We start from the raw sequence: 26292 nt of genomic DNA on the forward strand, positions 1-26292 counted from the left end.
GGTTGTAATGAGGACATTGCCATGCAGTGGCAGCAACGACTGGTGGCGCTACTCATTGCATGTTGTCCGCTCGCCGGAGTGGGGGCTTCCCCCGCTTCGGCGTCGGCGTTTATGCACTTAGCCGTAGTGACCGAACAAGGCAACATCTTAGTGGACGAGGCAGTGCCTGATGGCGGTCGCTGGTGTATTCAGTGGGAGCACTCCGTTGAGCACTTCACGGTGTTGGACTGCTATCTTAATGCAGAGAGTGTCATGCAATTGGAGCGTAGCCATCAACCCGATTTCGCCGCAGGGCTTGGGCATATCTTTGGGCGCGGCGAGCAGGTATCAGACGGTGAAGGCGGTTACTGGATTAATGCCATTAACGAGCCTGTAGCAAATAACCGTTATGTGTTGAGGGTAGGTTCACCGGCTGTTAATCATCGCGTGGTGTGGCCAGGCGGTGAGCATGAGCCAGTGAGCCTAAGTGCTCATGCCGCTGGACAACGCGTGACCATTCAGTTGATAGATCCTCACGCACCCCCGCGTGAATAAAAACGACATTAGTTAACGCTTCCGAGGACTTCATGAGCGAATCCAATCAACCGTCGAGCGTGGTACCGGGCGGTAATGTGATTCAACCCCGCATGGTGCTGTGGTCGATCACCATTGTGGCGGTGGGTCTTTCCCTGTTTCAGCTCTATTCTGCCGGTATTCAGCCCTTAGGGCTTTTCTATCAGCGCAGTATTCACCTGGCACTGATTATGGTGCTGGCATTTTTAATGTTTCCAGCCTTCGGCCCCACCCGCAAGCGTGGTGTATTGGGCTGGGGGCTTGATCTACTGTTTTTTGCCGGGGCTATCCTCACCGGTGGTTACTTAGTACTCAACCTGGATGAGATTTTTAGCCGTGCGGGTTTTTGGAACAGTACCGATATTCTGGTCGCCTGTATTGCCACGGTGACGGTGCTGGAAGCCAGCCGCCGCGCGGTAGGTTTTGGTATGACCGTGATTGGCCTATTGGCGATTGTCTACGCCTTCGCCGGGCCGCGGGGCGAGCTGCCTTGGCTGGGCGAGTGGATGCCGGGGATTCTGGAACACCGTGGGTACACCATTGACCGAGTCGCAGGCCAACTCTACCTGGGGCAAGAGGGTATCTTCGGTCTGCCGCTAGGCGTCGCGGCGACCTATATCTTTATTTTTGTTCTGTTTGGCGCCTTTTTGGAGTGCACCGGGGCAGGCAAATTCTTTATTGATATGGCCTATGCGGCCACCGGTCGCCAGCGTGGCGGGCCAGCCAAGGCGGCGGTATTAGCGTCGGCGGGCATGGGCTCGATTTCTGGCAGTGCGATTGCCAACGTAGTCACCACCGGTGCTTTTACCATTCCGCTGATGAAGCGGCTGGGCTACAAGGCCAAGCAGGCGGGCGGTATCGAAGCGGCGGCCTCAACCGGGGGGCAGATCATGCCGCCGCTGATGGGTGCTGGGGCATTCTTGATCGCTGAGTACACCAATACGCCGTACCTGGAAATTGTCAAAATCAGTATTCTACCGGCGATTATGTATTTCGCCACGGTCTATCTGTTTGTGCATATCATTGCCCTTAAGCAAGGCATGCAGGGGCTGCCCAAGGAAGAGCTGCCGCAGATGCGTCAGGTCATGAAGGATGGCTGGCACTTCCTGTTGCCGCTGGCCGTACTGGTCTGGCTGCTGGCGATGAGCATGTCGCCCATGCGAGTAGGCTACTACGCGGTAGTCACCATCCTGGCGGTGGCAGTATTACGCTATACGCTGTGGTTCTTGTTTGTGGCGCCCAGGCAGGGGCAGCCGGTAACTGCGACGGCCATTAAAGACGTGGTCAGCGCTGGCTTTGCCAAGCTGATCGAGGGTTTGGAGCTAGGTGCTCGCAATGCGGTAGCGGTTTCCATGGCCTGTGCGGTCGCCGGGATTATCGTTGGGGTAGTGGGTTTAACCGGCTTGGGGCTGAAATTCTCCTCCATGATGCTGGCATTCTCCGGCGGCAACCTGGTGTTGGCGCTGGTGATGGTGCTGTTGGCCAGCTTGGTATTGGGGATGGGGCTGCCCGTTACCGCCAGCTATATCGTGCTCATCGTGCTCGTCGGGCCTGCATTGACCGCCGAGTTTGGTGTGCCGCTACTGGTCGCTCACTTGGTTGTGTTCTGGTACTCCCAGGACTCTAACGTGACGCCTCCCATCGCCTTGGCAGGCTTTGCCGGGGCGGCGATAGCAGGCAGTAAGCCGATGGAAACCAGCTTCCAGGCGTGGAAGTTTGCCAAAGGGCTCTACTTGATACCGCTGTTTATGGTCTTCAATCCCGAGATCATTATTGGCGGCCCGGTGCCGGTGGTCATCTGGAACGGGGTGATTGCTATTCTGGCATTAGGTGCCTTTGCCGCGGCGTTGGAGGGCTATCTGTTTACCAAAATGTCGTGGCTACCGCGCATCGCGATTACCGCCGCAATTTTCGGGGTGTTCTATCCCAATCTGATGACCGAGATTGCCGGTGTGGTGGTCATGATCGTCGCTATCGGTGCTAACTGGCTGGCCAGCAAGCGTGAAGCGCGTGCGACACCCATTAGCGGATAGGCGTTAGGCAACCGACAGCCAGAATGAAAAGCCAGCACTAACAAAAAGGCCCGGAGATATAATCTCCGGGCCTTTTGCTTGGTGGGACTTTCGTTTGGTGTGCTACGGGATTGGCTGGTGTAGAAGATCGAGTTAGAAGATCGACTCAGCGGTGCCTGAACCCTCAGAGCCACTGGCTTCTTCCAGCTCACGACTGATACGGCGCTGCTGGTAATCCGGCAGGTGATCCTGATGGAACAACTCGGTAAGGCCGCCAGATTGGCCGTCTGCTAAGCGTTGACCTGAGTCTGGGTCCACTTGGGCAGTGACAATCGTCGCAGGGCGTTCGGGCACGGCGTTCGGCGTGCCTTCCAGCGCATCGCCCATAAACTCGATCCAAATGGGTAGCGCAGCGTTAGCGCCATACTCGGCAATGGTCTCGTTGCTGTCCTTACCGACCCATACCGTAGTGACCAGATCGCTGTTAAAGCCCGCAAACCAAGCGTCCCGCTGGCTATTCGTGGTGCCGGTCTTGCCGACAATGTCTTCACGGTTAAGGCTTAGCGCGCCGCGGCCAGTGCCTGAGGTGATTACGTCACGCAGCATATCGCGCAGGATATAGACAGCCGCCGGGTCGGCCACCCGTTTGGCGATTGGATATTCGTGACCATCGATTTCCACCGTCTCCTGGTCTTCTGCACAGCTAGGGCAGGCAACCTGTGGCGTGGCTTCATCGATCAGCTCGTTGTCGTCGTCACGGGTTACCCGCTCAATAAACCAAGGTGACACCTGAAAGCCGCCATTGGCGATGACCGCGTAGGCATTGGTCATCTCCATGGGCGTTAAGCTTGCGCTACCCAGCGCGAGTGCCAGACCGTGCGGTAAGCGACCAGGAGCAAAGCCGAAGCCTTCCAGGTAATCGATGGTGTGATCCAGCCCCATGGTCTGCAGTACGCGGATCGTCACCAGGTTGCGCGAGCGGGCGAGGGCCGGGCGTAAGCGCATAGGGCCTTGGAAATCGCGGCTAGAGTTGACCGGCCGCCACAAGGCGTTGCTGCCATCGTCGAGTACCACGGGGGAGTCGTTAACCACGCTGGCGGCGTTCATCTCTCCATCTTCAAGGGCCGCTAAGTAAATAAACGGTTTGAAGATAGAGCCTGACTGACGCTGTGCCTGAACTGCGCGGTTGAACTTGCTGGCGTTAAAGTCGAAACCGCCCTGGAGTGCCAGGATAGCGCCGGTTTGCGGGTCTTGGGCGACCAGCGAACCTTCGGCGTCCGGGCGCTGGGAGAGGCGCAGCGAGCCATCTTCATTCTCCACCACGCGAATCATATCGCCACGTACGGCAATCTCTTCTGCTGAACTGGGCTCGGCTCCGCGGCTACGCGGGCTTAGATAAGGGCGCGCCCAGCTCAAGCCTTCCCAGGCGATAGTCTGTAGGCCACCGCTACGGGTGAGCACCTGCATTTCGCGGCCACTGCTCTCTACCACAATGGCGGGCTGGAGCAGACCATAGTTGGGTGTACGCTCAAGCACCTGTATCCAGTTGCTGACGTCGCCATCAATCCCTTCAACTTCTGTCTGGCTGCGCTGGGCGGCTTGGCGCGCGGTCTCACGAATCTCGGGAGATTCGGCAAGCTCCTCTTCGAGGCCTTGGGTTGCCGTTTGCTCCTGTGCTTCGACAAGGCTCGCGGCAATCTCACGCTGCTCTGGCCCGCGCCAGCCATGGCGAAGGTCGTAGGCAGTCAGTCCATTGGCCAGCGCTTGGCGAGCAAAGGGCTGCAGCTCGCTATCGATGGTGGTGTAAATCCGATAGCCGCCGGTGTAAGCCTCATCGCCAAAGCGCTCTATCGCATACTGGCGCGCCATCTCGGAGACGTAGGCGGCATCGACTTCAGCTTGGATATAGTGACGACGGGCCGTGACAGGGGACTGAACCGCTGATTGATAGGTGTCATCGTCGATATAGCCCAGTTCGCGCATGCGGAACAGAATCCAGTTGCGTCGAATCAGCGAACGCTCGGAGTTAGCTAGCGGATTAAAGGCTGAAGGTGCCTTGGGCAGCCCCGCAATCATGGCTGTTTGTGCCAGATTAAGCTCAGCGAGCGGCTTGTCGTAATAGGTTTCAGCAGCAGCAGCGATGCCGTAGGCGCGATTACCCAGGAAAATCTTATTCACGTAAAGCTCGAAGATCTCCTCTTTATTGAGCACCTGCTCCATTTGCAGCGCTAGCAGGATCTCGCGAATTTTACGCGTAAAGGTTTGGTCTAGCGTCAACATATAGTTACGCGCGACCTGCATGGTGATCGTCGAACCACCGGATTGGATAGTGCCGCCACTCTGTACAAGCTCCACCGCGGCCCGGGCTAAGCCACGCGGGTCGACACCTGCGTGGTCGAAATAGCTGGCATCCTCGGCGGCGATCAAGGCGTTGATCATATCCTGCGGTATTTCATCAAAATTGATCGCCATACGGCGCTCTTCGCCGAATTCGCCAATCAATTTACCGTCTTGGGTAAAAATACGCAGCGGCGTGTGCAGCTCAAAGTCCTGTAGCTGGCGAACGTCGGGCAGCCCCGGTGCGAAGTAAATGGCAGCCCCCACTACGGCTAAGGCGGTGGCACCAACCAACGACACGATGAGGAAAAACAGCGACACAATAAGGGTTCGAAGAAACGTCATGTACGGAGAGCACCCTGGGAAGAATGAAAAGATCGGCATCTATATGGCCGTATCATGCAATTGGCAGCCATTATAGGAACCTGAAGCGGCGGCCACCAGTGTTGATATGCTGTAAGTGGGTTCGCGTGTGACAGAACTAAAAATCATGTAACCTCAAACCACGCGATAAGCAGGTGGAGCCAAACCCCAATATGCGCTTTCTAAAATCTGGTAAAGGGTTGATCGGCGTCGATATTACCTCGGCGACCGTCAAACTGCTTGAGCTAAAACAGTGCCACGATAATTACCAAGTAGAAAGCTATGCCGTGCGGCCTCTGCGTGAAGGGGCGGTCGTTGAGCGGCGTATCCGTGATATTGATGATGTCGCCAGTGTGCTTAGTCGTGCCGTGGAACATGCCAAACCCTCTACCCGCAAAGCGGCGGTGGCTGTTCCCGCCAGCGCCGCGATCACCAAAACGCTGAGCTTCCCTGTCGGGCTAAGTGAAGAGGAGATCGAGGAGCGGATCGTGGCTGAATCCGACCGCCATATTCCGTTTCCGTTCAACGAAGTGGCGTTTGATTTTGAGTGCCTTGGTCCCGCGCCCTTTGACGATGATCAGCAGCAGGTGGTGCTGGTCGCCTGTCGGCAGCAGGATGTAACGCAGCTCACCGACACACTAGAGCGGGCAGGCTTAGAGCCCGCGGCAGTAGACGTGGAAACCTTTGCGATGGAGCGTTCGCTTGCCGAATTGCGCCGCCAGCTAAAGGTGGAGAATGATCCCACCGCCTGCGTTGGGCTGGTGGATATTGGCGCCAATATGAATGCCTTCCACGTCGTCCGTGGTGGGCATATTGTCTATACCCGCGATACGGTGTTTGGTGGCCGCCAGCTCACCGATGCGATTCGCGACCGCTACGACCTGAGCATGGAGGAGGCCGGTTTCGCTAAAAAGCGTGGCGGACTTCCCGATGATTACCATGAGCGTGTGCTCAACCCTTTTCTGGAAACCGTGGTGCAGCAGGTGGGGCGCTCTCTGCAGCTCTACTACACCGCCGGACGCCAGCAAGAAGTGCAACACATCGTATTAGCGGGCGGTTCGAGCGTGATTCCAGGGCTTGCTGAACGCATTGCTGAAGATAGCGGCATGTCGGTGACCATTGCCAACCCCTTTCAGCGCATGCGGGTCAACAAGCGCTTGAACCTTCAGGCGTTGACCAACGATGCCCCGGCGATGCTCACTGCGGGTGGCTTGGCGATGAGAGTTAGCCAATGAGAGTTAGCCAATGAGCATGACGATTAATCTTCTGCCCTGGCGGGAAGCGCAGCGTGAACGGCAAACCCGCAAATTCTATGCCGTAGTGGCGGGCATGCTGGTGCTTGGCGTCGTGCTTGGCCTGCTGATTTCACAATTTTACCAGCTCAAGCTGGCGGCCCAGCAGCAGCGTAATGCCTACATTAGTGACCACATTGAGCGTCTTGAGGCCGATATCGACGGCGTCTCACGCTACGCCAGCGACGCCGAACGCTTAGGCGAGCAGATCGCGGTGTTCCAGGCGCTGCAGGCCGAACGAACGGATGCTGTGCAGCTGTTTAATGACGTAGCGGAGAGCGTGGCCAATGGCGTCATTTATCAACGCTTGGCGAAAAACGGCAACAGCATCAGTGTCACTGCGGTGGCTGGCAGCGAGCGCCAGGTTTCCGAGCAGCTGCGCCGTATTGCCGCGCTGCCGGGGTTAGCTGTGCCCTCGCTCTCGGCGGTTGAGAGTGAGCAAAACGGCTCAGGCCGCGTATTTCGTTTTGATGTGGAGCAAACCACCGCAGCGCTGCCGCAAGAGATCGAGGAGGCGCTTCCATGACGCTTAATCGCGAGCAGTGGGCTATCGAGTGGCAGCGCCTGCGCGATGTTGACTGGCGAGACCTAGACGTTAAAGAGGCCGGCGGCTGGCCGTGGCTATTAAAAGTGTTGAGCTGCTGCTTGGCACTGATGGCGGCATTGTGTTTGATGATGTGGTTCGTGATTAGTGATCAACGCGGGGCCTTAATGGCCGCCCAGCGCCAAGAAGTCAGGCTGCTGAGTGAATACCGCAGTAAAGCCTCGGAAGCGGCTTTTTTGCCGGAAATGCGCGAGCAGTTAGCGACTCTGGAAGGGCAGTTGGGGCGTATGCGCACCATGCTCCCCACCGATGCGGAAATTCCCTCGCTGCTGGATAGCATTAGCGATGCCGCCGTCGATAACCGCCTGACCATTGAAACGATTCGGCTGCGTCCAACGCAAACCCAGGCCCACTATGTCGAGCAACCGCTGGATATCCAGGTGCGGGGCGGCTATCACCAATTGGCGCGCTTTAGTGCCGACATCGCCTCGCTGCCCCGCATGGTGACCCAGCATGACTTTAGCCTGGAGCCCGTTGACAGCCGCGGCGACACGCTGCGCCTTTCGCTGTTGGCCCGCACCTATCGCTATTTAGAGGCGAGCGACCAACCCTCCTCAGAGGGGGCAGATTCGCCATGAGCGCTAAACAAGCAACGCCTCTAGCGGTAAGGGTAACTTCGGCCATCACTCTGGCGCTCTCTGTGGCGGTGCTTGGGGGCTGTGCGGACGCCGATTTAGCGCAGCTTGAGGGCGCGCTGGCTAATATTCGTCAGTCCCCAGGCGGGCAGCCGCCGGTTATGGCTGTCGCGCTGCCCGAAAGCCAAGATTTGGCCTACTTGTATAGCGACGGACGTAGCCCCTTTTTACCTCCCGACGAGATTGCCCAGGGTGGCGCTGATCGAAGCGAAGGTGCGCTCGCCCCTGACCAGCAGCGCGAGCCAGAGCCGCTGGAGCGCTTCTCACTGCAAGAGCTGCGATTGGTCGGTACCATGCGTATGGCGGGGCGGCAGGTAGCGTTGATTGCATCACCAGATGGCAATGTGACCAGCGTGAAAGAGGGCAACTATATGGGCACCGATTATGGGCGTGTTGCCCAGATCAACGCGCAAGAAATAAGCGTTACCGAGCGGGTGTTCACCCAGCGTGAAGGGTGGCAGGAGCGGCAAGTGTCGCTAGTCATCAACGAAAACAACGAGTAAGCGGATAATAGCTCATGGCAGTTACAGCTTGGCGAATCACTCTCTACATGGCCATGGCCGCACTATTGTTACTATTGCCCTCATTGGCCGCCGCTTCGGTGTTGACCGATATTGAAGTCCAGCCTGCCGAAAACGGTGGCGCCCACCTTGATCTGCGCTTCACCGGCGGCGTGCCTGAGCTACGCAGCTATCGCCTGGACTCCCCGCCCCGAGTGACGCTGGATTTGGCAGCAACCCAGAGCGGTCTCGCTGATCGGCGCATCAACGTTAATCGCCACGGTATCGAGCAGATTACCGCTCTGGAGGGCAATGGTCGCACGCGCTTGGTGGTCAATCTCAGCGAGTTGCAGGCGTTTACGTCTAGCGTGCTGGATGATCGTCTGCGTATTAGCTTTGATGCCGACGCTAGCCGCTCTTCTACGCCATCGCCCGGCATCGCTTCAGCGGGGCTTGAAACCGACGAAGGGCCGCAGATTGAAAATATTGACTTCCGACGCGGCCCAGATGGTGCCGGACGGCTGATGGTCACCTTTGATCGCGATGGAGTCGAGGCAAACGTACGGGAAGGCGGCCCCGATCAAGTGATGGTGGATCTGCGCGATGTGGTGATCTCTGATTCGCTTAATCAAGTCTACGATGTCACCGACTTTGCAACTCCCATCACCCGGATTACGCCCCGCGCTAGCCAGGGCGACACCCAGCTAGCCATCGCCACGCAGGGCCCCTATGCGATGATCTCCTCGCAAAGTGGCCGCACGCTGACGGTGGAAGTTCAGCCCGCCAGTCAGGAGGCCCAGCCCTCTCAGGCGACCGGTGAACGCTTCACCGGCGAGCGCTTGAGCCTTGAATTTCAGGATATCGAAGTGCGCTCGGTGCTAGCAACGCTGGCCGAATTTACCGGACTAAATTTAGTCGCCAGCGATAGTGTGACGGGGCGCGTGACGCTCAACTTAAACGATGTGCCCTGGGATCAGGCGCTTGAGCTGATTCTGCAAAGCCAAGGGCTATCGAGTCGCGAGCAAGGCAATGTAATTGTGGTAGCGCCCGCCAGTGAACTGGCTGATTTAGAGCGCCAGGAGCTAGAGGCGCGCAACCAGCGTGAGACGCTATCGCCGTTGGTCACCGAGTTTATCGAGATCAAGTATGCCCGAGCCGAGGATTTGGCCCAGCTACTGCGCGGAGGCGACGGTGACGGTTTTGGGCTGCTCACCGAGCGGGGGCGCGTCAGTATTGATAACCGCACCAATACGCTGCTGGTGCAGGATACCGCCGATCAGGTGAGCGATATCGTACGTACCATAGACCGTTTGGATGTCGCCGTCCGCCAGGTGCAAATAGAGGCGCGTATTGTTATCGCCCGGGACACCGCTTCCCGTGAGCTAGGCATTAACTGGGGTATGTCGAGTACCCGCGGCTTTCAAGAAGGTGATAACGGCGCCTTCAGCCGACGCGATATCAACCCCGATGGCATCAATCGGGCCCAGGGTGGCTTGGCTGTGGATCTAGGCGCTGCCACAGGGCCGGGCACCGGCTTCAGTTTCGGCTACTTATCCGGCGATATTTTATTGGATTTGGAGCTGCGCGCGCTGGAGAGCGAAGGTAAAAGCCAAACCATTTCTCAGCCTAGAATTATTACCGCCAACCAGCGCACTGCCCGCATCAGCCAGGGTGAAGAGCGCGCCTTCCAAAGCGTGGATGGCAACGACAATCCGGATACCGAGTTCAAAGAAGCCGAGCTGTCGTTGGAAGTCACCCCGCAGATTACTCCGGATAACCGTATTATTATGGATCTGGTAATCAAGAATGACAGCTTCCGTGAATCGGAGTTTGGCGGTGAGCCGCCGATTGATACCAACCAGATCGAGACCCAAGTGCTGGTGGATAACGGCCAAACGGTGGTGTTAGGCGGTATTTTAACCACTGAAGAGCTGCGCCAAATCGCCAAAACACCGCTTTTGGGTGATATTCCTTTGCTTGGTAGACTGTTTCGCTATACCGAAGAGAGCAATGAAAAGGTAGAGTTGTTAGTCTTTATTACTCCACGACTTCTAGACGACGGCTTAACGGTTCGCTGATGCAGGATTTACCCAATTTATTTCTCATAGGTCCCATGGGGGCTGGCAAAAGCACCATCGGTCGCCTGTTGGCGGCAGAGCTCGCGCGTCCGTTTTATGACAGTGACCACGCCATTCAAGACCGCTGCGGGGCCGATATTCCGTGGATTTTTGATGTCGAGGGTGAGCAGGGCTTTCGCCTGCGGGAAATTCATATGATTGATGAGTTAACCCAGCTCTCTCCGGTGGTGGTCGCCACCGGTGGCGGTGCGGTGCTACGCGAAGAGAATCGACGCGCACTGCGCGAGCGCGGCACGGTGGTGTATCTGTTGACCACCGTCGACCAGCAGCTCAAACGGACAGCGAAAGATCGCAACCGGCCGCTTTTGCAGTGCGCCAACCGCGAACAGGTGCTCAACGATATGTTTGCCCAGCGCGACCCGCTTTATCGCGCCACCTCTGATATTGCCGTGCGCACCGACCGGCGCAGCCCGCGGGCGGTGGTCAATGAGATTCTACGCCGGGTGCACCGGCTGGTGGACCCCCTCGAGCCCTCATCACCGACGGCTGGAACGCTTAACCATAAGGTATCGCAATGATCTCGACAGCCAGCGCGCAACGCACGCTTCATGTTGCTTTAGGCGAGCGCAGCTACCCGATTCATATTGGCACCGGGCTGATTGAGAATGCCGATATGCTAACGCCTTACCTGGCCGGCCAGCAGGTGATGGTGGTGACCAACGAGACCATCGCGCCGCTCTACCTGGAAAAGCTCTGCGCTAACTTGCCGGATCATCTGGAGGTGCGCACGGTCGTGCTCCCCGATGGCGAGCAGTATAAAACCATCGAGCAGGTCAGCCGTATTTGGGACGCGCTGCTAGAGGCGGGTTTTAACCGCCGCTGCACCCTGATCGCCTTAGGCGGTGGGGTAATTGGCGATATGGTCGGCTACGCCGCCGCTTCCTATCAGCGCGGCGTGGCGTTTATCCAAGTGCCCACCACGCTGCTTTCCCAGGTGGATTCGTCGGTAGGCGGTAAAACCGGCGTTAACCATCCGCTGGGTAAAAACATGATTGGCGCTTTCTGGCAGCCCAAAGCCGTGCTGGTGGATATTGATACGCTTAAGAGCCTGCCGCGTCGCGAGCTCTCCGCTGGCCTCGCCGAGGTCATCAAGTACGGACTAATCCGCGACGAAGCGTTTTTAAGCTGGCTGGAAGCCAATATGCCCGCACTACTCAACGTGGACCCTGAGGTCGTCGCCGAAGCGATTGCGCAAAGCTGCCAAATCAAAGCGGATATTGTTGCCGAAGATGAAACCGAGCAGGGCGTGCGTGCGCTGCTCAACCTGGGCCACACCTTTGGCCACGCCATTGAGGCGCACCAGGGCTACGGCAACTGGCTACACGGGGAGGCAGTGGGTGCTGGTATGGCCATGGCGGCAACGCTTTCCCAGCGCTTGGGCTGGATCGACGACGCAGAGCTAGCACGTAGCCTAGCGGTGATTGAGAGCGCAGAACTGCCGTTGTCGGCACCGGCGAATATGTCCAGCGATGACTTTTTAACCCGTATGCGGCTGGACAAGAAAAACATCGATTCGCGGCTGCGGTTAGTGCTGCTTAACGCCCTGGGCGATGCCTGCGTTAGCGATGCAACGCCCGTTGATGTCCTCCGCACCCTGCTGGACGATTACCCGCGCTGCTGAGTGGCAACGTAATCCTTTCAAAAACCCAGTCATTTCATAACCTAGCCAGCTATAGCCGCCCAATGGATCGCTCCTTACATAGAGTGGTTTCACTGGGCGGTTTTGTATTCGCTTGGCTACGCCATAAGCCGATTAGTCGAACGCTGTTTTGTATAATCCGTATGCCTTATGCGCTATCGGCATGGGTATTTGGTCGCTATTTAGACTAAAGTTTAATGGAAAATAATAAGCGTTAAAATAGCGTTTTAACTGACTACAAGTGTTTGAAGTATATGTATTTTTTCCTTGGATGAGAATGCAAATACAGGATTTGAAAAGAGTTTCCCTAACGATGTGGGCGCCAAGAGATTGCGCACAACGTGTGCCAATCGCTATGCTGACCGGCCATTTTGTTGCGGCAGCGAATGTGGGAAATACACCATTCTGGCCAGGTTATAAGCACCATAAAAAAAGCAAAACCTGCCTTTATACCATAAGCACGCTGCTAAAAAAATACGCTGACTAGTAGAGGCACGCCCATGAATAGAGGTCTTCACCAGCCTGGCGAGTTCCGCGATAACTGTGGTTTTGGCCTGATTGCCCATATGGAAGGCCAGGCTAGCCACGATTTGCTGAAAACTGCCATTGAATCCCTGACCTGCATGACTCACCGGGGTGGTATCGCTGCCGACGGCAAAACCGGCGACGGCTGTGGTCTGCTGCTTAAAATGCCGACCCCCTTTATGCAGGCGCTGGCCAAAGAGGCGTTTGATGCTGAGCTGGGCGAACGCTTTGCCGTGGGCGTGGTATTTCTACCCGACGATGACGCTCGTGAAACGCATGCCCGTGACACCCTGACCTTTGAACTTGAAGCACGCGGGCTCAATGTAGTGGGTTGGCGCGATGTGCCGACTGACTCCAGCGTTTGCGGCCCCATGGCGCTAGACTGCCTGCCACGTATTCGTCAGCTGTTTGTGCAGCCAGGCCAGGGCGAGCACTTCGATGTCGATCTGTTTATGGCGCGCCGCCGCGCTGAACAAGTGCTGCGTGACGAAGAGGACTTCTACGTCGCATCGCTGTCGTCAGAAGTCATCTCCTATAAAGGCTTGATGATGCCGGAGGATCTACCGGCGTTTTATAAAGACTTGAATGACCCGCGCCTGGAAACCGCCATTTGCGTTTTCCACCAGCGCTTCTCGACTAACACCGCGCCGCGCTGGCCGCTGGCGCAGCCGTTCCGTCTATTGGCCCACAACGGTGAAATCAACACCATTGAGGCCAACCGCGGCTGGGCGAACTCGCGTAAAGCCAACTTCGTTAACGAGCGTCTGCCGGATATCGCCGAGCTGGACGAAATCGTCAATACTACCGGCTCCGACTCCTCCAGTATGGATAACATGCTGGAAGTGCTCCTGACCGGCGGGATGGAGCTGCATCGTGCGGTACGCATGATGGTGCCGCCCGCCTGGCAGAACGTCGAAACCATGGACGCCGAGCTGCGTGCCTTCTACGAATACAACTCCATGCACATGGAGCCGTGGGATGGCCCAGCAGGCGTGGTGATGACCGACGGCCGTCAAGCGGTGTGTATGCTTGACCGTAACGGCCTGCGCCCGGCGCGCTGGGTGATTACCAAGAATGGCTATATCACCCTGGCGTCGGAAATCGGCACCTACGGCTATAAGCCGGAAGACGTGGTCGCCAAGGGTCGCGTTGGTCCTGGGCAAATGCTCGCCGTGGATACCGAAACCGGCGAAGTACTGCACACCTCCGATATCGATGAGCGGTTGAAATCTGCCTACCCTTATAAGCGTTGGTTAAAGCAGGAAGCCAGCTATTTAGAGTCGGCGTTGACCGAGCTGGCGCGTTTCCAATCCATGGATACCGACGCGCTCAACGTTCAACAGAAGATGTTCCAGGTAAGTTTCGAAGAGCGCGACCAGGTGCTGCGCCCGCTAGCGGAGAGCGGCCAGGAAGCCGTTGGCTCAATGGGCGACGACACCCCCATGGCGGTGCTGTCGAGCCGTCCGCGTCTGCTGACCGACTACTTCCGCCAGAAGTTCGCCCAGGTCACTAACCCGGCGATTGACCCGCTGCGCGAAGCGATCGTGATGTCACTGGAAACCTGCTGTGGTGCGGAGCTGAACGTCTTTAAAGCGACGCCTGAGCACGCTCACCGCTTGATCTTGACTACCCCAGTGTTGTCGCCGCGCAAGTTTACCGCGCTGGTTAGCCAGGACGATCCGGCGTTTGCCAGCCACACCATGTCACTGGGTTACGACCCCGAACAGCAAAGCTTGCACCAAGCGCTTAAGGCCCTGTGTGAAGATGCCGAAGCGAAAGTGCGCGCCGGTAAAGTTATTCTGGTGCTCACCGATGCGGAGCTGTCGAAAGGGCTGATTCCCATTCAGGCCGCCCTGGCCGTGGGGGCCGTGCACTCTCACTTAGGTCGTTTAGCGCTACGCCCCAACGCCAACATCGTGGTGGAAACCGGCTATGCCCGGGATGCACACCAAATGGCGGTGCTGTTTGGTGTGGGTGCTACGGCGGTTTATCCGTGGCTCGCCTATCAGGTCATGGCGGATATGCACCGCACGGGCGAGCTGACTGGTAACCCGGCTGACGGCCGCGAAAACTACCGTAAAGGGCTGCAGAAAGGCCTGTTCAAGATACTGTCTAAAATGGGTATCTCGACGCTGGCTTCCTACCGTGGCTCGATGCTGTTCGAAGCCGTGGGTCTGGCGGACGAAGTGATGGATATGTGCTTTGTCGGCATGGCGTCGCGCATCCAAGGCACTGGCTTCGCCGAGCTGCAGATGCAGCAGGCGCTGCTGGCCAAAGATGCCTGGATTCCCCGCAAAGGCATCTCCCAGGGCGGCATGTTCAAGTATGTCCACGGCCACGAGTACCACGCCTATAACCCCGATGTAGTGATGTCGCTGCAGGCGGCGGTTCAGGAGGGCAGCTACACCAAGTGGAAGAAGTTCGCCCAGCTGGTGAACGAGCGCCCGGTAGCTACCATCCGTGATTTGCTCAAACTCAAGACTGTTGAAACGCCGATTGCGCTGGATGAAGTGGAGCCGGTTGAAGAACTGTTGCCGCGTTTTGATAGCGCCGGTATGTCGCTGGGCGCGCTCTCGCCGGAAGCCCACGAAGCGCTGGCACAGGCCATGAACGAAGCGGGCGGTCGTTCCAACTCTGGCGAAGGCGGCGAAGACCCGTCACGCTATGGCACTATCCGTAGCTCGAAAATCAAGCAGATCGCCTCTGGGCGTTTTGGTGTTACCCCGGCGTACCTGGTCAATGCGGAAGTGCTGCAGATTAAGGTTGCCCAGGGTGCTAAGCCCGGCGAAGGTGGTCAGCTGCCCGGCGGTAAGGTAAACCAGCTGATTGCTCGGCTGCGCTACGCGGTGCCTGGTGTGACGCTGATTTCACCCCCGCCGCACCACGATATTTACTCCATCGAGGATTTGGCCCAGCTGATTTTTGACCTTAAGCAGGTCAATCCAGATGCCCAGGTGTCGGTGAAACTGGTTTCCGAGCCGGGGATTGGCACGATCGCCACCGGTGTGGCCAAGGCCTACGCGGATCTGATTACCGTGTCTGGCTACGACGGCGGCACGGCGGCAAGCCCGCTGACCTCGATCAAGCATGCCGGTTCACCCTGGGAATTGGGGCTGCCGGAAGTGCATCAGGCACTGCGTATCAACGGCCTGCGCGACAAGATTCGCCTGCAGACCGACGGCGGTCTGAAAACCGGCCTGGATGTAGTGAAAGCGGCGATTCTCGGCGCCGAGAGCTTCGGCTTCGGTACCGCGCCCATGGTAGCGTTGGGCTGTAAATACCTGCGTATCTGTCACCTCAATAACTGTGCCACCGGTGTCGCCACCCAGGACGACTTCCTGCGCGGCGAGCATTTCCGCGGCACCGTGGACATGGTCAAAAACTACTTCCGCTTTATTGCCGAAGAAGTGCGTGAGCTGATGGCGGCGCTGGGCGTGCGCAAGCTCACTGACCTGATCGGGCGTACCGATCTGCTGGAAGTGCTGGAAGGCAATACGGCCTCCCAGCGTAAGCTCGATCTAACGCCGCTGCTGGCCAATGATTTTGTACCCAAAGACGCGCCGCAGTTCTGCACCGTTAGCCGTAACGTGCCTCACGATCCGGGTGCTAAAAACCAGGAAGTGCTGGCGGCGCTGAAAGACGCTATCGAAAGCCAGTCGGGCGGTGAGTTTGATTTCACCATCACCAACTGTGACCGCAGCGTGGGCGCGCTTAGTTCCGGTGCGATTGCCAAGCGCTACGGCGAAGAAGGGTTGGAAGCGGCACCGGTTACGGCTAATTTCGTCGGCGTGGCAGGGCAGAGCTTCGGGGTGTGGAACGCTCGTGGTCTGAACCTCTTCCTGGAAGGCGACGCCAACGACTACGTCGGCAAGGGCATGAACGGCGGCAGTATCGTGATTGTGCCGCCCAAAGTCAGCCAGTTTGAGAGCCATAAAACGGCCATTATCGGCAACACCTGCCTGTACGGCGCCACCGGCGGCACGCTGTTCGCGGCCGGTACTGCGGGAGAGCGCTTTGCCGTGCGTAACTCAGGCGCTTCCGCGGTGATTGAAGGCGCAGGGGATCATTGCTGCGAATACATGACCGGCGGTTTGGTCTGCGTACTCGGTGAGACCGGCGTGAACTTCGGTGCGGGCATGACCGGTGGGTTTGCCTATGTGCTGGATGAAGAGCGCACTTTCGTGGATAAGTACAACCACGAGCTGGTCGAAATTCACCGCGTTAACACAGAGGCGATGGAGGCGTATCGTCGTCACCTGCGTGAAATGATTGAAGCCTACGTGGCCGCGACGGGTTCCGCGCGTGGGGCGGCTATTTTGGAAGACTTCAGCGACTATGCGCGCCACTTCTGGCTGGTTAAGCCAAAAGCGGCAAGCCTTGGTAGTTTGCTGGATCAGTCTCGGCGTCAGCCGCAATAACTCGCTTATGCCCCTCACGCTGACAGGAGAGAGATCATGGCTAACCGTTTAAATAACGATTTTCAGTTTGTCGATGTGGGTCGTAAGGACCCACAAAAGAAAGATGCCCGCGCCCGTGCCAAAGAGTTCGCGGAAATTTACGAACCGTTCAAGCCCACCGATGCGGCGAGCCAAGCGCATCGCTGCCTGCACTGCGGTAACCCGTACTGCGAGTGGAAGTGCCCGGTGCACAACTACATTCCCAACTGGCTACAGCTGGTGGTGGAAGGCAACATCATTGAAGCTGCTGAGCTTTCGCACAAAACCAACTCGCTGCCCGAAGTATGTGGCCGCGTGTGCCCACAGGATCGCTTGTGCGAAGGCGACTGCACGCTGAACGACGGCTTTGGTGCGGTCACCATCGGCTCGGTGGAGAAGTACATCACCGATACGGCGTTTGCCATGGGCTGGCGTCCGGATATGTCCCACGTTACCTGGACCGACAAGAAAGTCGCCATTATTGGTGCGGGCCCTGCGGGCTTGGGCTGTGCCGATATTCTGGCGCGCAACGGCGTCAAGCCGGTGGTGTTCGACAAGTACCCGGAAATTGGTGGCCTGCTGACCTTTGGTATTCCTGAGTTCAAGTTGGAAAAAAGCGTGATGGAGCGCCGCCGCGCGGTCTTTGAGGAGATGGGCGTCGAGTTCCGTCTGAATACCGAAATCGGTACCGATATCGAGTTTGAAACCCTGATGCAGGAGTACGACGCGGTCTTCCTGGGCATGGGGACTTATAAGTACATGGAAGGCGGCTTCCCTGGCGAAGATCTGCCGGGCGTTTACAAAGCTCTCGACTTCCTGATTGCCAACGTCAATCGCTGCTTGGGTTTTGAAAAAGACCCCGACGACTATATCTCCATGGAAGGCAAGCGCGTGGTCGTGCTGGGCGGCGGTGATACGGCGATGGACTGTAACCGTACCTCGATTCGTCAAAATGCCACCAGCGTGACCTGTGCGTACCGTCGTGACGAAGGCAACATGCCAGGGTCGCGCCGTGAGGTCTCCAATGCCCGTGAAGAGGGCGTTGAGTTTCTGTTCAATCGTCAGCCGGTCGCGGTCGTCGGTGAAGAGAAGGTCGAAGGGGTGAAGGTTGTACGCACGCGTTTGGGCGAACCGGACGAAAACGGCCGTCAGCGCCCTGAAGTGGTGCCCGGCTCTGAAGAGATCATTGCGGCGGATGCCGTGGTTATCGCCTTCGGTTTCCAGGCAAGCCCGGCGCCCTGGTTCGATAGCTCTAATATCCAAGTTGACGAGCGCGACCGCGTCACCGCCCCGGAGCATGGTCAGTACGCTTTCCAAACCAGCAACGAAAAAATCTTTGCCGGTGGCGACATGGTGCGCGGCTCTGATTTGGTGGTCACGGCGATTTACGAAGGCCGTCAGGCAGCCGAAGGCATTCTGGACTACCTGGGCGTGTAAAAGCGCTGCCTTTATAGGCTTCATGTCATCGCGAGCGAAGCGTGGCGATCTGGGGTTAGATTGCCGCGTCGCTGCGCTCCTCGCAATGACAGGACGCGATGCTTCCGAATGTCAGCGCGTACTAAAGCAGTGCAGTTCAAATTGAGCCTTAGGTCGTAATCTGCTAGTCTGTCGACCCATCCTGGCGTGGCTTTCTGCCGTGCCTTCTGATCACGTTTCGACAGGTTATCCATGACACGATATATCTTCGTGACCGGCGGCGTTGTGTCCTCTCTTGGCAAGGGCATCGCCTCCGCCTCGCTTGCGGCGATTTTAGAGGCCCGCGGCCTTAAGGTCACCATGCTCAAGCTCGACCCGTACATCAACGTGGATCCGGGCACCATGAGCCCCTTCCAGCACGGTGAGGTGTTCGTCACAGAAGATGGCGCCGAAACCGATCTTGATCTCGGGCATTACGAGCGCTTTATTCGCACCAAGATGACCCAGCGCAACAACTTTACGACCGGGCGTGTTTATGAACACGTACTGCGTAAAGAGCGCCGTGGCGACTATCTAGGTGGCACCGTTCAGGTCATTCCGCATATCACCGACGAGATTAAAGAGCGTGTTTACGCGGGCGGTGAAGGGTTTGATGTGGCGCTGGTAGAGATCGGCGGCACGGTCGGTGATATCGAATCACTGCCGTTCCTGGAATCGATCCGCCAAATCCGTAGTGAGCAGGGCGCCAATCGCGCGCTGTTTATGCACCTGACTCTGGTGCCCTACATTAAAACGGCGGGTGAGACCAAAACCAAACCGACCCAGCACAGCGTTAAAGAGCTGCGCTCCATCGGTATCCAGCCGGATATTCTGATTTGCCGCAGCGAAGTTGAGCTGGAAGAGAGCGAGCGCCGCAAAATCGCCCTGTTCACCAACGTCGAAGAGCGTGCCGTGGTGCCGCTTCAGGATGCCGATACGATTTATCGCATTCCGCTAATGCTCCACGAACACGGCCTGGACGAGATCGTTTGCGATAAGCTGCGCCTGGAAGCGCCGGAAGCGGATTTGTCTGAATGGGTGAAGGTGCTCGACGCCAAGCTCAACCCGCTCAAATCCGTCAGCATCGCCATGGTTGGTAAATACATGGAGCTGCTGGATGCCTACAAGTCGCTCAACGAAGCGCTGATTCACGCCGGTATCCAGGGTCGCATTAAGGTCAACGTCGACTATATTGATTCCGAAGATATCGAGCGTCACGGCACCGAGCGCTTGGCGGGTAAAGACGCCATTCTGGTGCCCGGTGGCTTTGGCGAACGCGGCGTAGAAGGCAAGATTATGGCCGCTCAATTCGCCCGCGAAAACAGCGTACCGTATCTGGGTATTTGCCTGGGTATGCAGGTCGCGGTGATTGAGTTTGCCCGTAACGTGGCAGGCTGGAACGACGCCAACTCTACCGAGTTTACCCACGATACCCAGCACCCGGTAGTCGGTTTGATCACCGAGTGGCTAAGCCCAGAAGGCAAAGTCGAGCTGCGCGATGCGGCCTCTGATTTAGGCGGCACCATGCGTTTAGGTGGCCAGGTGTGTCATTTGACATCAGGCACCAAAGCGCGCGACGCCTACGGCTCGGATGAAATTGTCGAGCGCCACCGTCACCGCTTCGAGGTCAATAACCAGTTTATTGATGAACTTGAGAAGGCGGGGCTGGTTATTTCGGGTAAGAGCGTCGACCAATCACTGGTTGAAGTGATTGAGCTGGCTGACCACCCTTGGTATGTGGCCTGTCAGTTCCACCCGGAGTTCACCTCCACGCCGCGTGATGGCCATCCGCTCTTCTCAGGCTTTGTGAATGCCGCATTGGAGCACAAGACAGCGCGCAGCCGCGCCCATGCGAATGCGCAGGAATAAGAGGGCAAAAGCATGGCTTCTCAAGAACGATCTCAAGAGCGTCACATTAATGTTGTCGGCTTAACCGCCGGCAATTCATTGCCGCTAATGCTGCTGGGCGGCATGAACGTGCTGGAGTCTGCCGAGCTTGCCGACGAAGTCGCCCAAGCCTACGTCACGGTAACTCAAAAGCTGGGCATGCCTTACGTTTTCAAGGCCAGCTTTGATAAAGCCAACCGCAGTTCGATTCACTCCTACCGCGGCCCGGGACTTGAGAAAGGCCTGCAGATCCTGGCCGATATCAAAGCTCGCCACAACGTGCCGATCATCACCGACGTGCATGAGCCCTGGCAGGCGGAAGCGGCCGCTGAAGTCGCCGACATTATCCAGCTGCCGGCCTTTTTGGCTCGCCAAACCGATTTGGTGGTCGCCATGGCCAAAACCGGCGCGGTCATCAATATCAAGAAGCCGCAGTTTTTGGCGCCCCATGAAATGCGTCATATCCTCAGCAAATTCCAGGAAGCGGGTAACGATCAGCTGATGCTCTGCGAGCGCGGCTCAAGCTTTGGTTACAACAATCTGATTGTTGATATGCTGGGCTTTGGTGATATGAAGCAAACCGGCTACCCGGTGTTTTTCGATGTGACCCATGCGCTGCAGCGCCCCGGCGGGCGTGCCGACAGCGCGGACGGTCGTCGTGCCCAGGTGGCCGAATTGGCCCGAGCGGGGGTGGCTGTGGGCCTTGCAGGGCTGTTTTTAGAAGCCCACCCTGACCCTGATAACGCCAAGTGCGATGGGCCCTGTGCATTACCGCTGGATCAGCTAGAGCCGTTCTTAACTCAGCTTGCGCAGCTGGATGCGCTGGTTAAGGGGTTTGAGCCGCTAACGATTCGCTGATCAGGGCGTTATATTAATAATTTTATCTGACTAACAGGAAAGGATACTGCCATGACCAAAATTGTTGCTATCAGTGCGTTGGAAGTGCTCGATTCCCGTGGTAACCCGACCGTACAGGCGCACGTACGTCTTGCTAGTGGTGCTGTTGGTGAAGCTTGTGCTCCTAGCGGTGCTTCCACCGGTTCCCGGGAAGCGTTAGAGCTGCGCGATGGCGATAAGTCGCGCTACCTGGGTAAGGGCGTGCTGAAAGCAGTCGATGCGGTTAATGGCAAAATTCGTGATGCACTGCTGGGTATCGATGCACGTGATCAGCGCGGCCTGGACGATGCCATGCTGGCGCTGGACGGCACCGAGAACAAAGCCAACCTGGGCGCTAATGCCATTCTAGCGGTATCCCTGGCAGCCGCTAAAGCTGCTGCTAACGCCAAAGGTGTACCGCTGTACGCCCACATTGCCGAACTCTACGGTCAACCTGGCCAGTACAGCATGCCGGTACCCATGATGAACATCATCAACGGCGGCGAGCACGCGGATAACAACGTCGATATCCAAGAATTTATGGTGCAACCAGTGGGTGCGCCTAACTTCCGTGAAGGGCTGCGCATGGGCGCGGAAATTTTCCACGCGCTGAAGAAAGTGCTCTCAGCGAAAGGCCTTTCGACGTCAGTTGGCGACGAAGGCGGTTTTGCGCCTAACCTAGCGTCTAACGCTGATGCCTTGGCGGTGATCAAACAAGCCGTGGCTGATGCAGGTTACGCTCTGGGTAAAGACGTTACCCTGGCACTGGACTGTGCTTCTTCTGAATTCTATAAAGACGGTCAGTACAACCTTTCCGGTGAAGGCAAAAGCTACGACGCCCAAGGCTTTACTGATTACTTAGCAGGCCTATGCGCCGATTACCCGATCGTGTCTATCGAAGACGGCATGGACGAATCGGATTGGGCGGGCTGGAAAGCGCTAACCGACAAGCTGGGCGATAAAGTGCAGCTGGTGGGCGATGACCTGTTCGTGACCAATACCAAAATTCTCAAGCGCGGTATCGATGAGCAAATTGGTAACTCTATCCTGATCAAGTTCAACCAGATCGGCTCGCTCTCCGAGACTTTGGACGCGATTAAGATGGCGCAGGATGCAGGCTTTACGGCGGTGATTTCGCACCGTTCCGGTGAAACCGAAGACACCACCATTGCCGATTTGGCGGTGGGCACCTGTGCAGGTCAAATTAAAACAGGCTCACTGTGCCGCTCTGATCGGGTTGCCAAGTACAACCGTTTGCTGGTGATTGAAGCAGAACTAGGTGATGTGACCTACCCAGGCTTGAAAGCCATTAAAGGGCAGTAAAACGCCAATACCGAGCGAGCTTTTAGTCTGGCTTGTAAGAGATATCTCAAGATTTTGTAAGAGATGTCTTACAAATGCCGACGAGAATCGCTCGGGTTAAAGTAAAAATAGCGATTTCCATCACTAATTTAAATTTAAATAATTGTTTTTTAAGTGGTTTTTGTTAAAAGGCGAGTCATAGTGACTCGCCTTTTTGCATTTTGACCTTGTTGAGAAGCCGCCGTGATCTGACACAATGGACACAGGACAAGGGGAGGCAGGGACGCTTTAGTCAGGATGCAGCGGGATGTAAGGTCAGATGCGCCGGGTGATACAGTGAGGTGAGCCCCGGCAAGGAAGTCATCTGAGGAGGTTGATCCAGGGAGTGGTCAGAGGAAGTGCTTGGAGCGGGCGGCCTACGGGCCGCCTTTTTTTTTTGCCCGCGATTTGAGAACGCATTTTTGACGACGCACTTTCGACGACACAATAAAAAACCAGCGCTAATTTAAAAATAAGCGCTGGTTTTAAAGAGAGGCACTGATTAGCGCGATGTCTAGCGCTCTAGTTTCTCCAGCTTACCTGGCTTACCGTCCCACTCTTCGGCATCCGGCAGCGGCTCTTTTCGCTCGGCAATGTTAGGCCATACTTCGGCCATTTCAGCGTTAATCTCAATAAAGGCCTCCTGCCCATCCGGCAGCTCATCCTCGGAGAATATCGCCTCGGCGGGGCACTCGGGTTCACACAGCGCGCAGTCGATACACTCGTCAGGATGAATGACCAGGAAGTTTGGGCCCTCGTAAAAACAGTCGACCGGGCAGACTTCCACACAGTCGGTGTATTTGCACTGGATGCAGTTCTCGGTAACGACAAACGTCATCTTGCTATCCCTCTTGCAGGGCTGGGACACTCCCAGCCATGGTCAATCGTGAATGGTTATAAATCAGCCGTTTTTTATAAGCTAAAAGTTTGAGCGACATTCTAGAGGTGCGCCTACCTGGCGGCAAGCGCCATATGATTCCAGTTGGTAGCAATGCCAGTACAGGTTTCCGCGAGGGCGCTGTGAACCCGTCCGTGGGCGCTACTTTCGACATCCCTGTCGAAAGACCCTCGCTTCAACCTGTCCTGACACCTGAATCTCACTTATAGACTTTCATTCTATAAGCACCATTAGATCAGGTCTCGCCACTGATACAACAGCGATAGTGCTTCCCGCGGCGTTAAGTCATCCATATCGACGTTTTCCAATGCCTCGACCACTGGATGCGGTGCAGCGGCGAACAGGTCGTTTTGCTGGGGCGTGGTCCGCGGCGCCTGCGTCGTGTTATCCACATCGCGCTGCTCCAGGCTCATCAGCTTTTCACGAGCCCGCTTAATTACATGACTTGGGACACCCGCCAACTGCGCCACCTGTAAGCCGTAGCTTTGACTGGCCGGGCCCGCCTCAATGCGGTGCATAAACACAATGCTATCGCCATGTTCGGTCGCCGTGAGGTGGATATTGGCCACCCCTTCCATATGCTCAGGCAGCGCCGTCATTTCAAAGTAGTGGGTTGCAAACAGCGTTAGCGCGCGCCCTTTCGCCAAATACTCTGCGCTTGCCCAGGCGAGTGACAGACCGTCAAAGGTGCTGGTGCCGCGGCCAATTTCATCCATCAGGATCAAGCTTTGCTGGGTGGCATTGTGGAGAATGTTCGCGGTTTCAGTCATCTCGACCATAAAAGTAGAGCGCCCGCCAGCCAAATCATCCGATGAGCCAATGCGGGTAAAGATCCGATCCAGCGGGCCGATCTCGGCGGCATCGGCGGGCACAAAGCTGCCGCAGTGGGCGAGAAGGGCGATTAGCGCCGTCTGACGCATATAGGTCGATTTACCGCCCATATTAGGGCCGGTGATAATCAACATGTGCTGGTCAGGATTGAGCGTTACGTCGTTGGGTACAAAAGGTGTTTCGCTCACCTGCTCAACCACCGGATGCCGTCCAGCGTCAATTTGAATACCGGTGGTTTCGCTAAGCGTTGGGCGTACCCAGTTCAGCGCCTCGGCGCGCTCGGCAAAGGCGCAAAGCACATCCAGTTCCGCCAGCGCTTGCGAGGTGCTCTGCAGCGCGTGAAGACTTTCGTTGAGATCGCCTAGCAAGCGGTCGTAAAGCCATTTTTCACGAGTCAGCGCGCGAGATTTAGCAGAGAGCGCCTTATCTTCAAACTCTTTGAGCTCGGGAATAATAAACCGCTCGGCGTTTTTAAGCGTCTGGCGGCGGATATAGTCGGCGGGCGCCTGCTGGGCCTGGGAACGGGGCAGTTCGATAAAGTAGCCGTGCACCCGGTTGTAACCCACTTTGAGATTGGCAAGCCCCGTGCGCTCGCGCTCGCGAATCTCTAGCTGAATAAGATAGTCACCCGCATTTTCGGCCATGCCGCGGTGCTCATCGAGCTCTGAGTCAAAGCCGTCGGCAATTACGCCGCCGTCGCGGATAACCACCGGTGGGTTCTCGACCAGCGCGCGGCTGAGCATATCGGCCATTTCTGGGTAAGGTCGAATATGCGGGCGCAGGTTGTCCAAGGCGCTGCCGCTTTCTACTTCACTGAGTTGCTGCTCCAGTTCAGGGAGCGTTACCAGTGCATCGCGCAGGCGCGCCAAATCGCGCGGGCGTGCGCTATACAGCGCCACCCGGGCTAGAATGCGCTCCACGTCGCCCACTGCGCTCAACGTTTCGCGCAGTGGCATATAGGCAGCATCCAGGCTTAATAGCGCTACTCCCGCATGGCGGGCCTGGACAATCTCGCGTTGACGTAGCGGACGATTGAGCCAGCGCTTGAGCAGCCTTGAACCCATGGCGGTGGTACAGGTATCCAGCACGCTGGCCAGGGTGTTGTCGCTGCTGCCGCCAAGGTTGATATCAATTTCCAGATTACGGCGGCTGGCGGCATCGATGACCACCGCGTCGTCGCGGTTCTCAACGCTGATCGCGGTCACGTGGGGCAGGCGCGAGCGCTGGGTGTCCCGGGCGTAATCGATCAATACCCCCGCGGCAATTAGCGCGGTGGTTAAATGCGCGCAGCCAAAACCGCGTAAATCCTGCACTTCAAACTGGTCGCACAGGCTGCGGGTGGCGCTCTCCAGGTCAAACAGCCACTCGCCCTGGCGGCGCAGGCTACGTTTTTGCGACCAGGCATCGGGTAGCGTTAGGCTTTCAGGCACTAGTAATTCGGCCGGGGAGAGGCGCGTCAGCTCGGCGAGCATTTCGGCCTCGCTTTCTACTTCCAGTACGTTGAAGCGGCCGCTTGAGAGCTCTAGCCAGGCAAGGCCCCAGCTCTCTTTTCCGGGTGAAACGGATACCAGTACGTTGTCGCGGCGCGCATCGAGCAGCGCTTCATCGTGGAGCGTGCCGGGGGTGACGATGCGCACCACCTGGCGGTCAACGGGCCCTTTGCTGGTCGCGGGGTCGCCAATTTGTTCACAAATAGCCACCGACTCCCCACCGGCGACGAGGCGGGCCAGATAGCCTTCAGCACTATGATAAGGTACGCCCGCCATCGGGATCGGCTTGCCGCCTGACTGGCCGCGCTGGGTGAGGGTAATATCTAGCAGCGCGGCGGCGCGCTTGGCGTCGTCGAAGAACAGTTCGTAAAAATCCCCCATGCGGTAGAACAACAGTACCTCGGGGTGCTCACGTTTGATCTTTAGATACTGCGTGATCATTGGCGTGTTAGGGGGAATGGCCTGTGACATGGGCGTCCTG

Annotated in this window: 18 protein-coding genes; 15 read left to right on the forward strand and 3 right to left on the reverse strand. The window is 57.2% G+C overall.

Annotated elements, in window-relative coordinates:
- The first annotated feature begins 21 nt into the window (after positions 1 to 21).
- Together QHL1GM_RS16400 and QHL1GM_RS16405 are read left to right on the forward strand one after the other, a co-directional pair.
- Complete coding sequence (locus tag QHL1GM_RS16400) at positions 22 to 534, forward strand: DUF1850 domain-containing protein (protein WP_071695424.1); 513 nt, start codon at positions 22 to 24, stop codon at positions 532 to 534.
- 32 nt (positions 535 to 566) lie between these two features.
- The gene (locus QHL1GM_RS16405; protein WP_071695425.1) at positions 567 to 2585 is read left to right on the forward strand and encodes a TRAP transporter permease; all 2019 of its coding nucleotides are present in this window, start codon (positions 567 to 569) and stop codon (positions 2583 to 2585) included.
- Positions 2586 to 2717: 132 nt separating this feature from the next.
- Here the strand turns inward: QHL1GM_RS16405 and QHL1GM_RS16410 are convergent, their stop codons facing one another.
- Complete coding sequence (locus QHL1GM_RS16410; RefSeq protein WP_071695426.1) at positions 2718 to 5246, reverse strand: penicillin-binding protein 1A; 2529 nt, start codon at positions 5244 to 5246, stop codon at positions 2718 to 2720.
- 191 nt (positions 5247 to 5437) lie between these two features.
- On the opposite strand from QHL1GM_RS16410, the gene pilM reads away from it, so the two are divergent.
- The 13 genes from pilM to eno all read left to right on the forward strand — a co-directional run bounded on the left by pilM (position 5438) and on the right by eno (position 22574).
- Positions 5438 to 6499, forward strand: coding sequence for a type IV pilus assembly protein PilM (gene pilM / locus QHL1GM_RS16415; RefSeq protein WP_071695427.1), 1062 nt, complete (start codon positions 5438 to 5440; stop codon positions 6497 to 6499).
- Positions 6500 to 6509: 10 nt separating this feature from the next.
- Positions 6510 to 7082, forward strand: coding sequence for a PilN domain-containing protein (locus QHL1GM_RS16420; RefSeq protein WP_071695428.1), 573 nt, complete (start codon positions 6510 to 6512; stop codon positions 7080 to 7082).
- Positions 7079 to 7738: a type 4a pilus biogenesis protein PilO gene (locus QHL1GM_RS16425; protein ID WP_071695429.1), complete on the forward strand. Its 660-nt coding sequence runs from the start codon at positions 7079 to 7081 to the stop codon at positions 7736 to 7738. Before QHL1GM_RS16420 ends, QHL1GM_RS16425 begins: the two co-directional genes overlap by 4 nt.
- On the forward strand, positions 7735 to 8298 hold the full coding sequence (locus tag QHL1GM_RS16430; protein WP_071695430.1) for a pilus assembly protein PilP: 564 nt from the start codon (positions 7735 to 7737) through the stop codon (positions 8296 to 8298). The genes QHL1GM_RS16425 and QHL1GM_RS16430 overlap by 4 nt, the downstream gene beginning before the upstream one ends.
- 14 nt (positions 8299 to 8312) lie before the next feature.
- Positions 8313 to 10373, forward strand: coding sequence for a type IV pilus secretin PilQ (pilQ, locus tag QHL1GM_RS16435; RefSeq protein WP_071695431.1), 2061 nt, complete (start codon positions 8313 to 8315; stop codon positions 10371 to 10373).
- Positions 10373 to 10951, forward strand: a complete 579-nt coding sequence (gene aroK, locus QHL1GM_RS16440; RefSeq protein ID WP_071695432.1) for a shikimate kinase AroK — start codon at positions 10373 to 10375, stop codon at positions 10949 to 10951. The genes pilQ and aroK overlap by 1 nt, the downstream gene beginning before the upstream one ends.
- Positions 10948 to 12054 carry a 3-dehydroquinate synthase gene (gene aroB / locus QHL1GM_RS16445; RefSeq protein ID WP_071695433.1) on the forward strand — a complete coding sequence of 369 codons (1107 nt, stop codon included), beginning with the start codon at positions 10948 to 10950 and terminating at the stop codon, positions 12052 to 12054. The genes aroK and aroB overlap by 4 nt, the downstream gene beginning before the upstream one ends.
- 62 nt (positions 12055 to 12116) lie before the next feature.
- Positions 12117 to 12263, forward strand: coding sequence for a hypothetical protein (locus tag QHL1GM_RS19425; RefSeq protein ID WP_175540393.1), 147 nt, complete (start codon positions 12117 to 12119; stop codon positions 12261 to 12263).
- A gap of 309 nt (positions 12264 to 12572) precedes the next feature.
- Positions 12573 to 17015, forward strand: a complete 4443-nt coding sequence (gene gltB / locus QHL1GM_RS16450) for a glutamate synthase large subunit (protein WP_071695434.1) — start codon at positions 12573 to 12575, stop codon at positions 17013 to 17015.
- Positions 17016 to 17051: 36 nt separating this feature from the next.
- On the forward strand, positions 17052 to 18470 hold the full coding sequence (locus QHL1GM_RS16455) for an FAD-dependent oxidoreductase (protein WP_071695435.1): 1419 nt from the start codon (positions 17052 to 17054) through the stop codon (positions 18468 to 18470).
- Between the two features lie 231 nt (positions 18471 to 18701).
- The gene (locus QHL1GM_RS16460; RefSeq protein ID WP_071695436.1) at positions 18702 to 20357 is read left to right on the forward strand and encodes a CTP synthase; all 1656 of its coding nucleotides are present in this window, start codon (positions 18702 to 18704) and stop codon (positions 20355 to 20357) included.
- A gap of 12 nt (positions 20358 to 20369) precedes the next feature.
- On the forward strand, positions 20370 to 21233 hold the full coding sequence (gene kdsA, locus QHL1GM_RS16465; RefSeq protein WP_071695437.1) for a 3-deoxy-8-phosphooctulonate synthase: 864 nt from the start codon (positions 20370 to 20372) through the stop codon (positions 21231 to 21233).
- Between the two features lie 51 nt (positions 21234 to 21284).
- Positions 21285 to 22574, forward strand: coding sequence for a phosphopyruvate hydratase (gene eno, locus QHL1GM_RS16470; RefSeq protein ID WP_071695438.1), 1290 nt, complete (start codon positions 21285 to 21287; stop codon positions 22572 to 22574).
- A 532-nt stretch (positions 22575 to 23106) separates the two neighbouring features.
- On the opposite strand, the gene fdxA is transcribed toward eno, so the two are convergent.
- The gene (gene fdxA / locus QHL1GM_RS16475) at positions 23107 to 23430 is read right to left on the reverse strand and encodes a ferredoxin FdxA (protein ID WP_071695439.1); all 324 of its coding nucleotides are present in this window, start codon (positions 23428 to 23430) and stop codon (positions 23107 to 23109) included.
- Positions 23431 to 23720: 290 nt separating this feature from the next.
- Positions 23721 to 26282, reverse strand: a complete 2562-nt coding sequence (gene mutS, locus QHL1GM_RS16480; RefSeq protein ID WP_071695440.1) for a DNA mismatch repair protein MutS — start codon at positions 26280 to 26282, stop codon at positions 23721 to 23723.
- Between the last annotated feature and the right edge of the window lie 10 nt (positions 26283 to 26292).

The sequence above is a fragment of the Halomonas sp. QHL1 genome, assembly GCF_001882345.1.
In the GTDB taxonomy this organism is placed as follows: Bacteria; Pseudomonadota; Gammaproteobacteria; order Pseudomonadales; family Halomonadaceae; genus Vreelandella.

What these genes read in the sequence shown, in the direction of transcription:
- QHL1GM_RS16400 (WP_071695424.1), top strand. Translation starts at nt 22, where the DNA reads ATGCAGTGGCAGCAACGACTGGTGGCGCTACTCATTGCATGTTGTCCG.
- QHL1GM_RS16405 (WP_071695425.1), top strand. Translation starts at nt 567, where the DNA reads ATGAGCGAATCCAATCAACCGTCGAGCGTGGTACCGGGCGGTAATGTG.
- QHL1GM_RS16410 (WP_071695426.1), bottom strand. Translation starts at nt 5,246, where the DNA reads ATGACGTTTCTTCGAACCCTTATTGTGTCGCTGTTTTTCCTCATCGTG.
- pilM (WP_071695427.1), top strand. Translation starts at nt 5,438, where the DNA reads ATGCGCTTTCTAAAATCTGGTAAAGGGTTGATCGGCGTCGATATTACC.
- QHL1GM_RS16420 (WP_071695428.1), top strand. Translation starts at nt 6,510, where the DNA reads ATGAGCATGACGATTAATCTTCTGCCCTGGCGGGAAGCGCAGCGTGAA.
- QHL1GM_RS16425 (WP_071695429.1), top strand. Translation starts at nt 7,079, where the DNA reads ATGACGCTTAATCGCGAGCAGTGGGCTATCGAGTGGCAGCGCCTGCGC.
- QHL1GM_RS16430 (WP_071695430.1), top strand. Translation starts at nt 7,735, where the DNA reads ATGAGCGCTAAACAAGCAACGCCTCTAGCGGTAAGGGTAACTTCGGCC.
- pilQ (WP_071695431.1), top strand. Translation starts at nt 8,313, where the DNA reads ATGGCAGTTACAGCTTGGCGAATCACTCTCTACATGGCCATGGCCGCA.
- aroK (WP_071695432.1), top strand. Translation starts at nt 10,373, where the DNA reads ATGCAGGATTTACCCAATTTATTTCTCATAGGTCCCATGGGGGCTGGC.
- aroB (WP_071695433.1), top strand. Translation starts at nt 10,948, where the DNA reads ATGATCTCGACAGCCAGCGCGCAACGCACGCTTCATGTTGCTTTAGGC.
- QHL1GM_RS19425 (WP_175540393.1), top strand. Translation starts at nt 12,117, where the DNA reads ATGGATCGCTCCTTACATAGAGTGGTTTCACTGGGCGGTTTTGTATTC.
- gltB (WP_071695434.1), top strand. Translation starts at nt 12,573, where the DNA reads ATGAATAGAGGTCTTCACCAGCCTGGCGAGTTCCGCGATAACTGTGGT.
- QHL1GM_RS16455 (WP_071695435.1), top strand. Translation starts at nt 17,052, where the DNA reads ATGGCTAACCGTTTAAATAACGATTTTCAGTTTGTCGATGTGGGTCGT.
- QHL1GM_RS16460 (WP_071695436.1), top strand. Translation starts at nt 18,702, where the DNA reads ATGACACGATATATCTTCGTGACCGGCGGCGTTGTGTCCTCTCTTGGC.
- kdsA (WP_071695437.1), top strand. Translation starts at nt 20,370, where the DNA reads ATGGCTTCTCAAGAACGATCTCAAGAGCGTCACATTAATGTTGTCGGC.
- eno (WP_071695438.1), top strand. Translation starts at nt 21,285, where the DNA reads ATGACCAAAATTGTTGCTATCAGTGCGTTGGAAGTGCTCGATTCCCGT.
- fdxA (WP_071695439.1), bottom strand. Translation starts at nt 23,430, where the DNA reads ATGACGTTTGTCGTTACCGAGAACTGCATCCAGTGCAAATACACCGAC.
- mutS (WP_071695440.1), bottom strand. Translation starts at nt 26,282, where the DNA reads ATGTCACAGGCCATTCCCCCTAACACGCCAATGATCACGCAGTATCTA.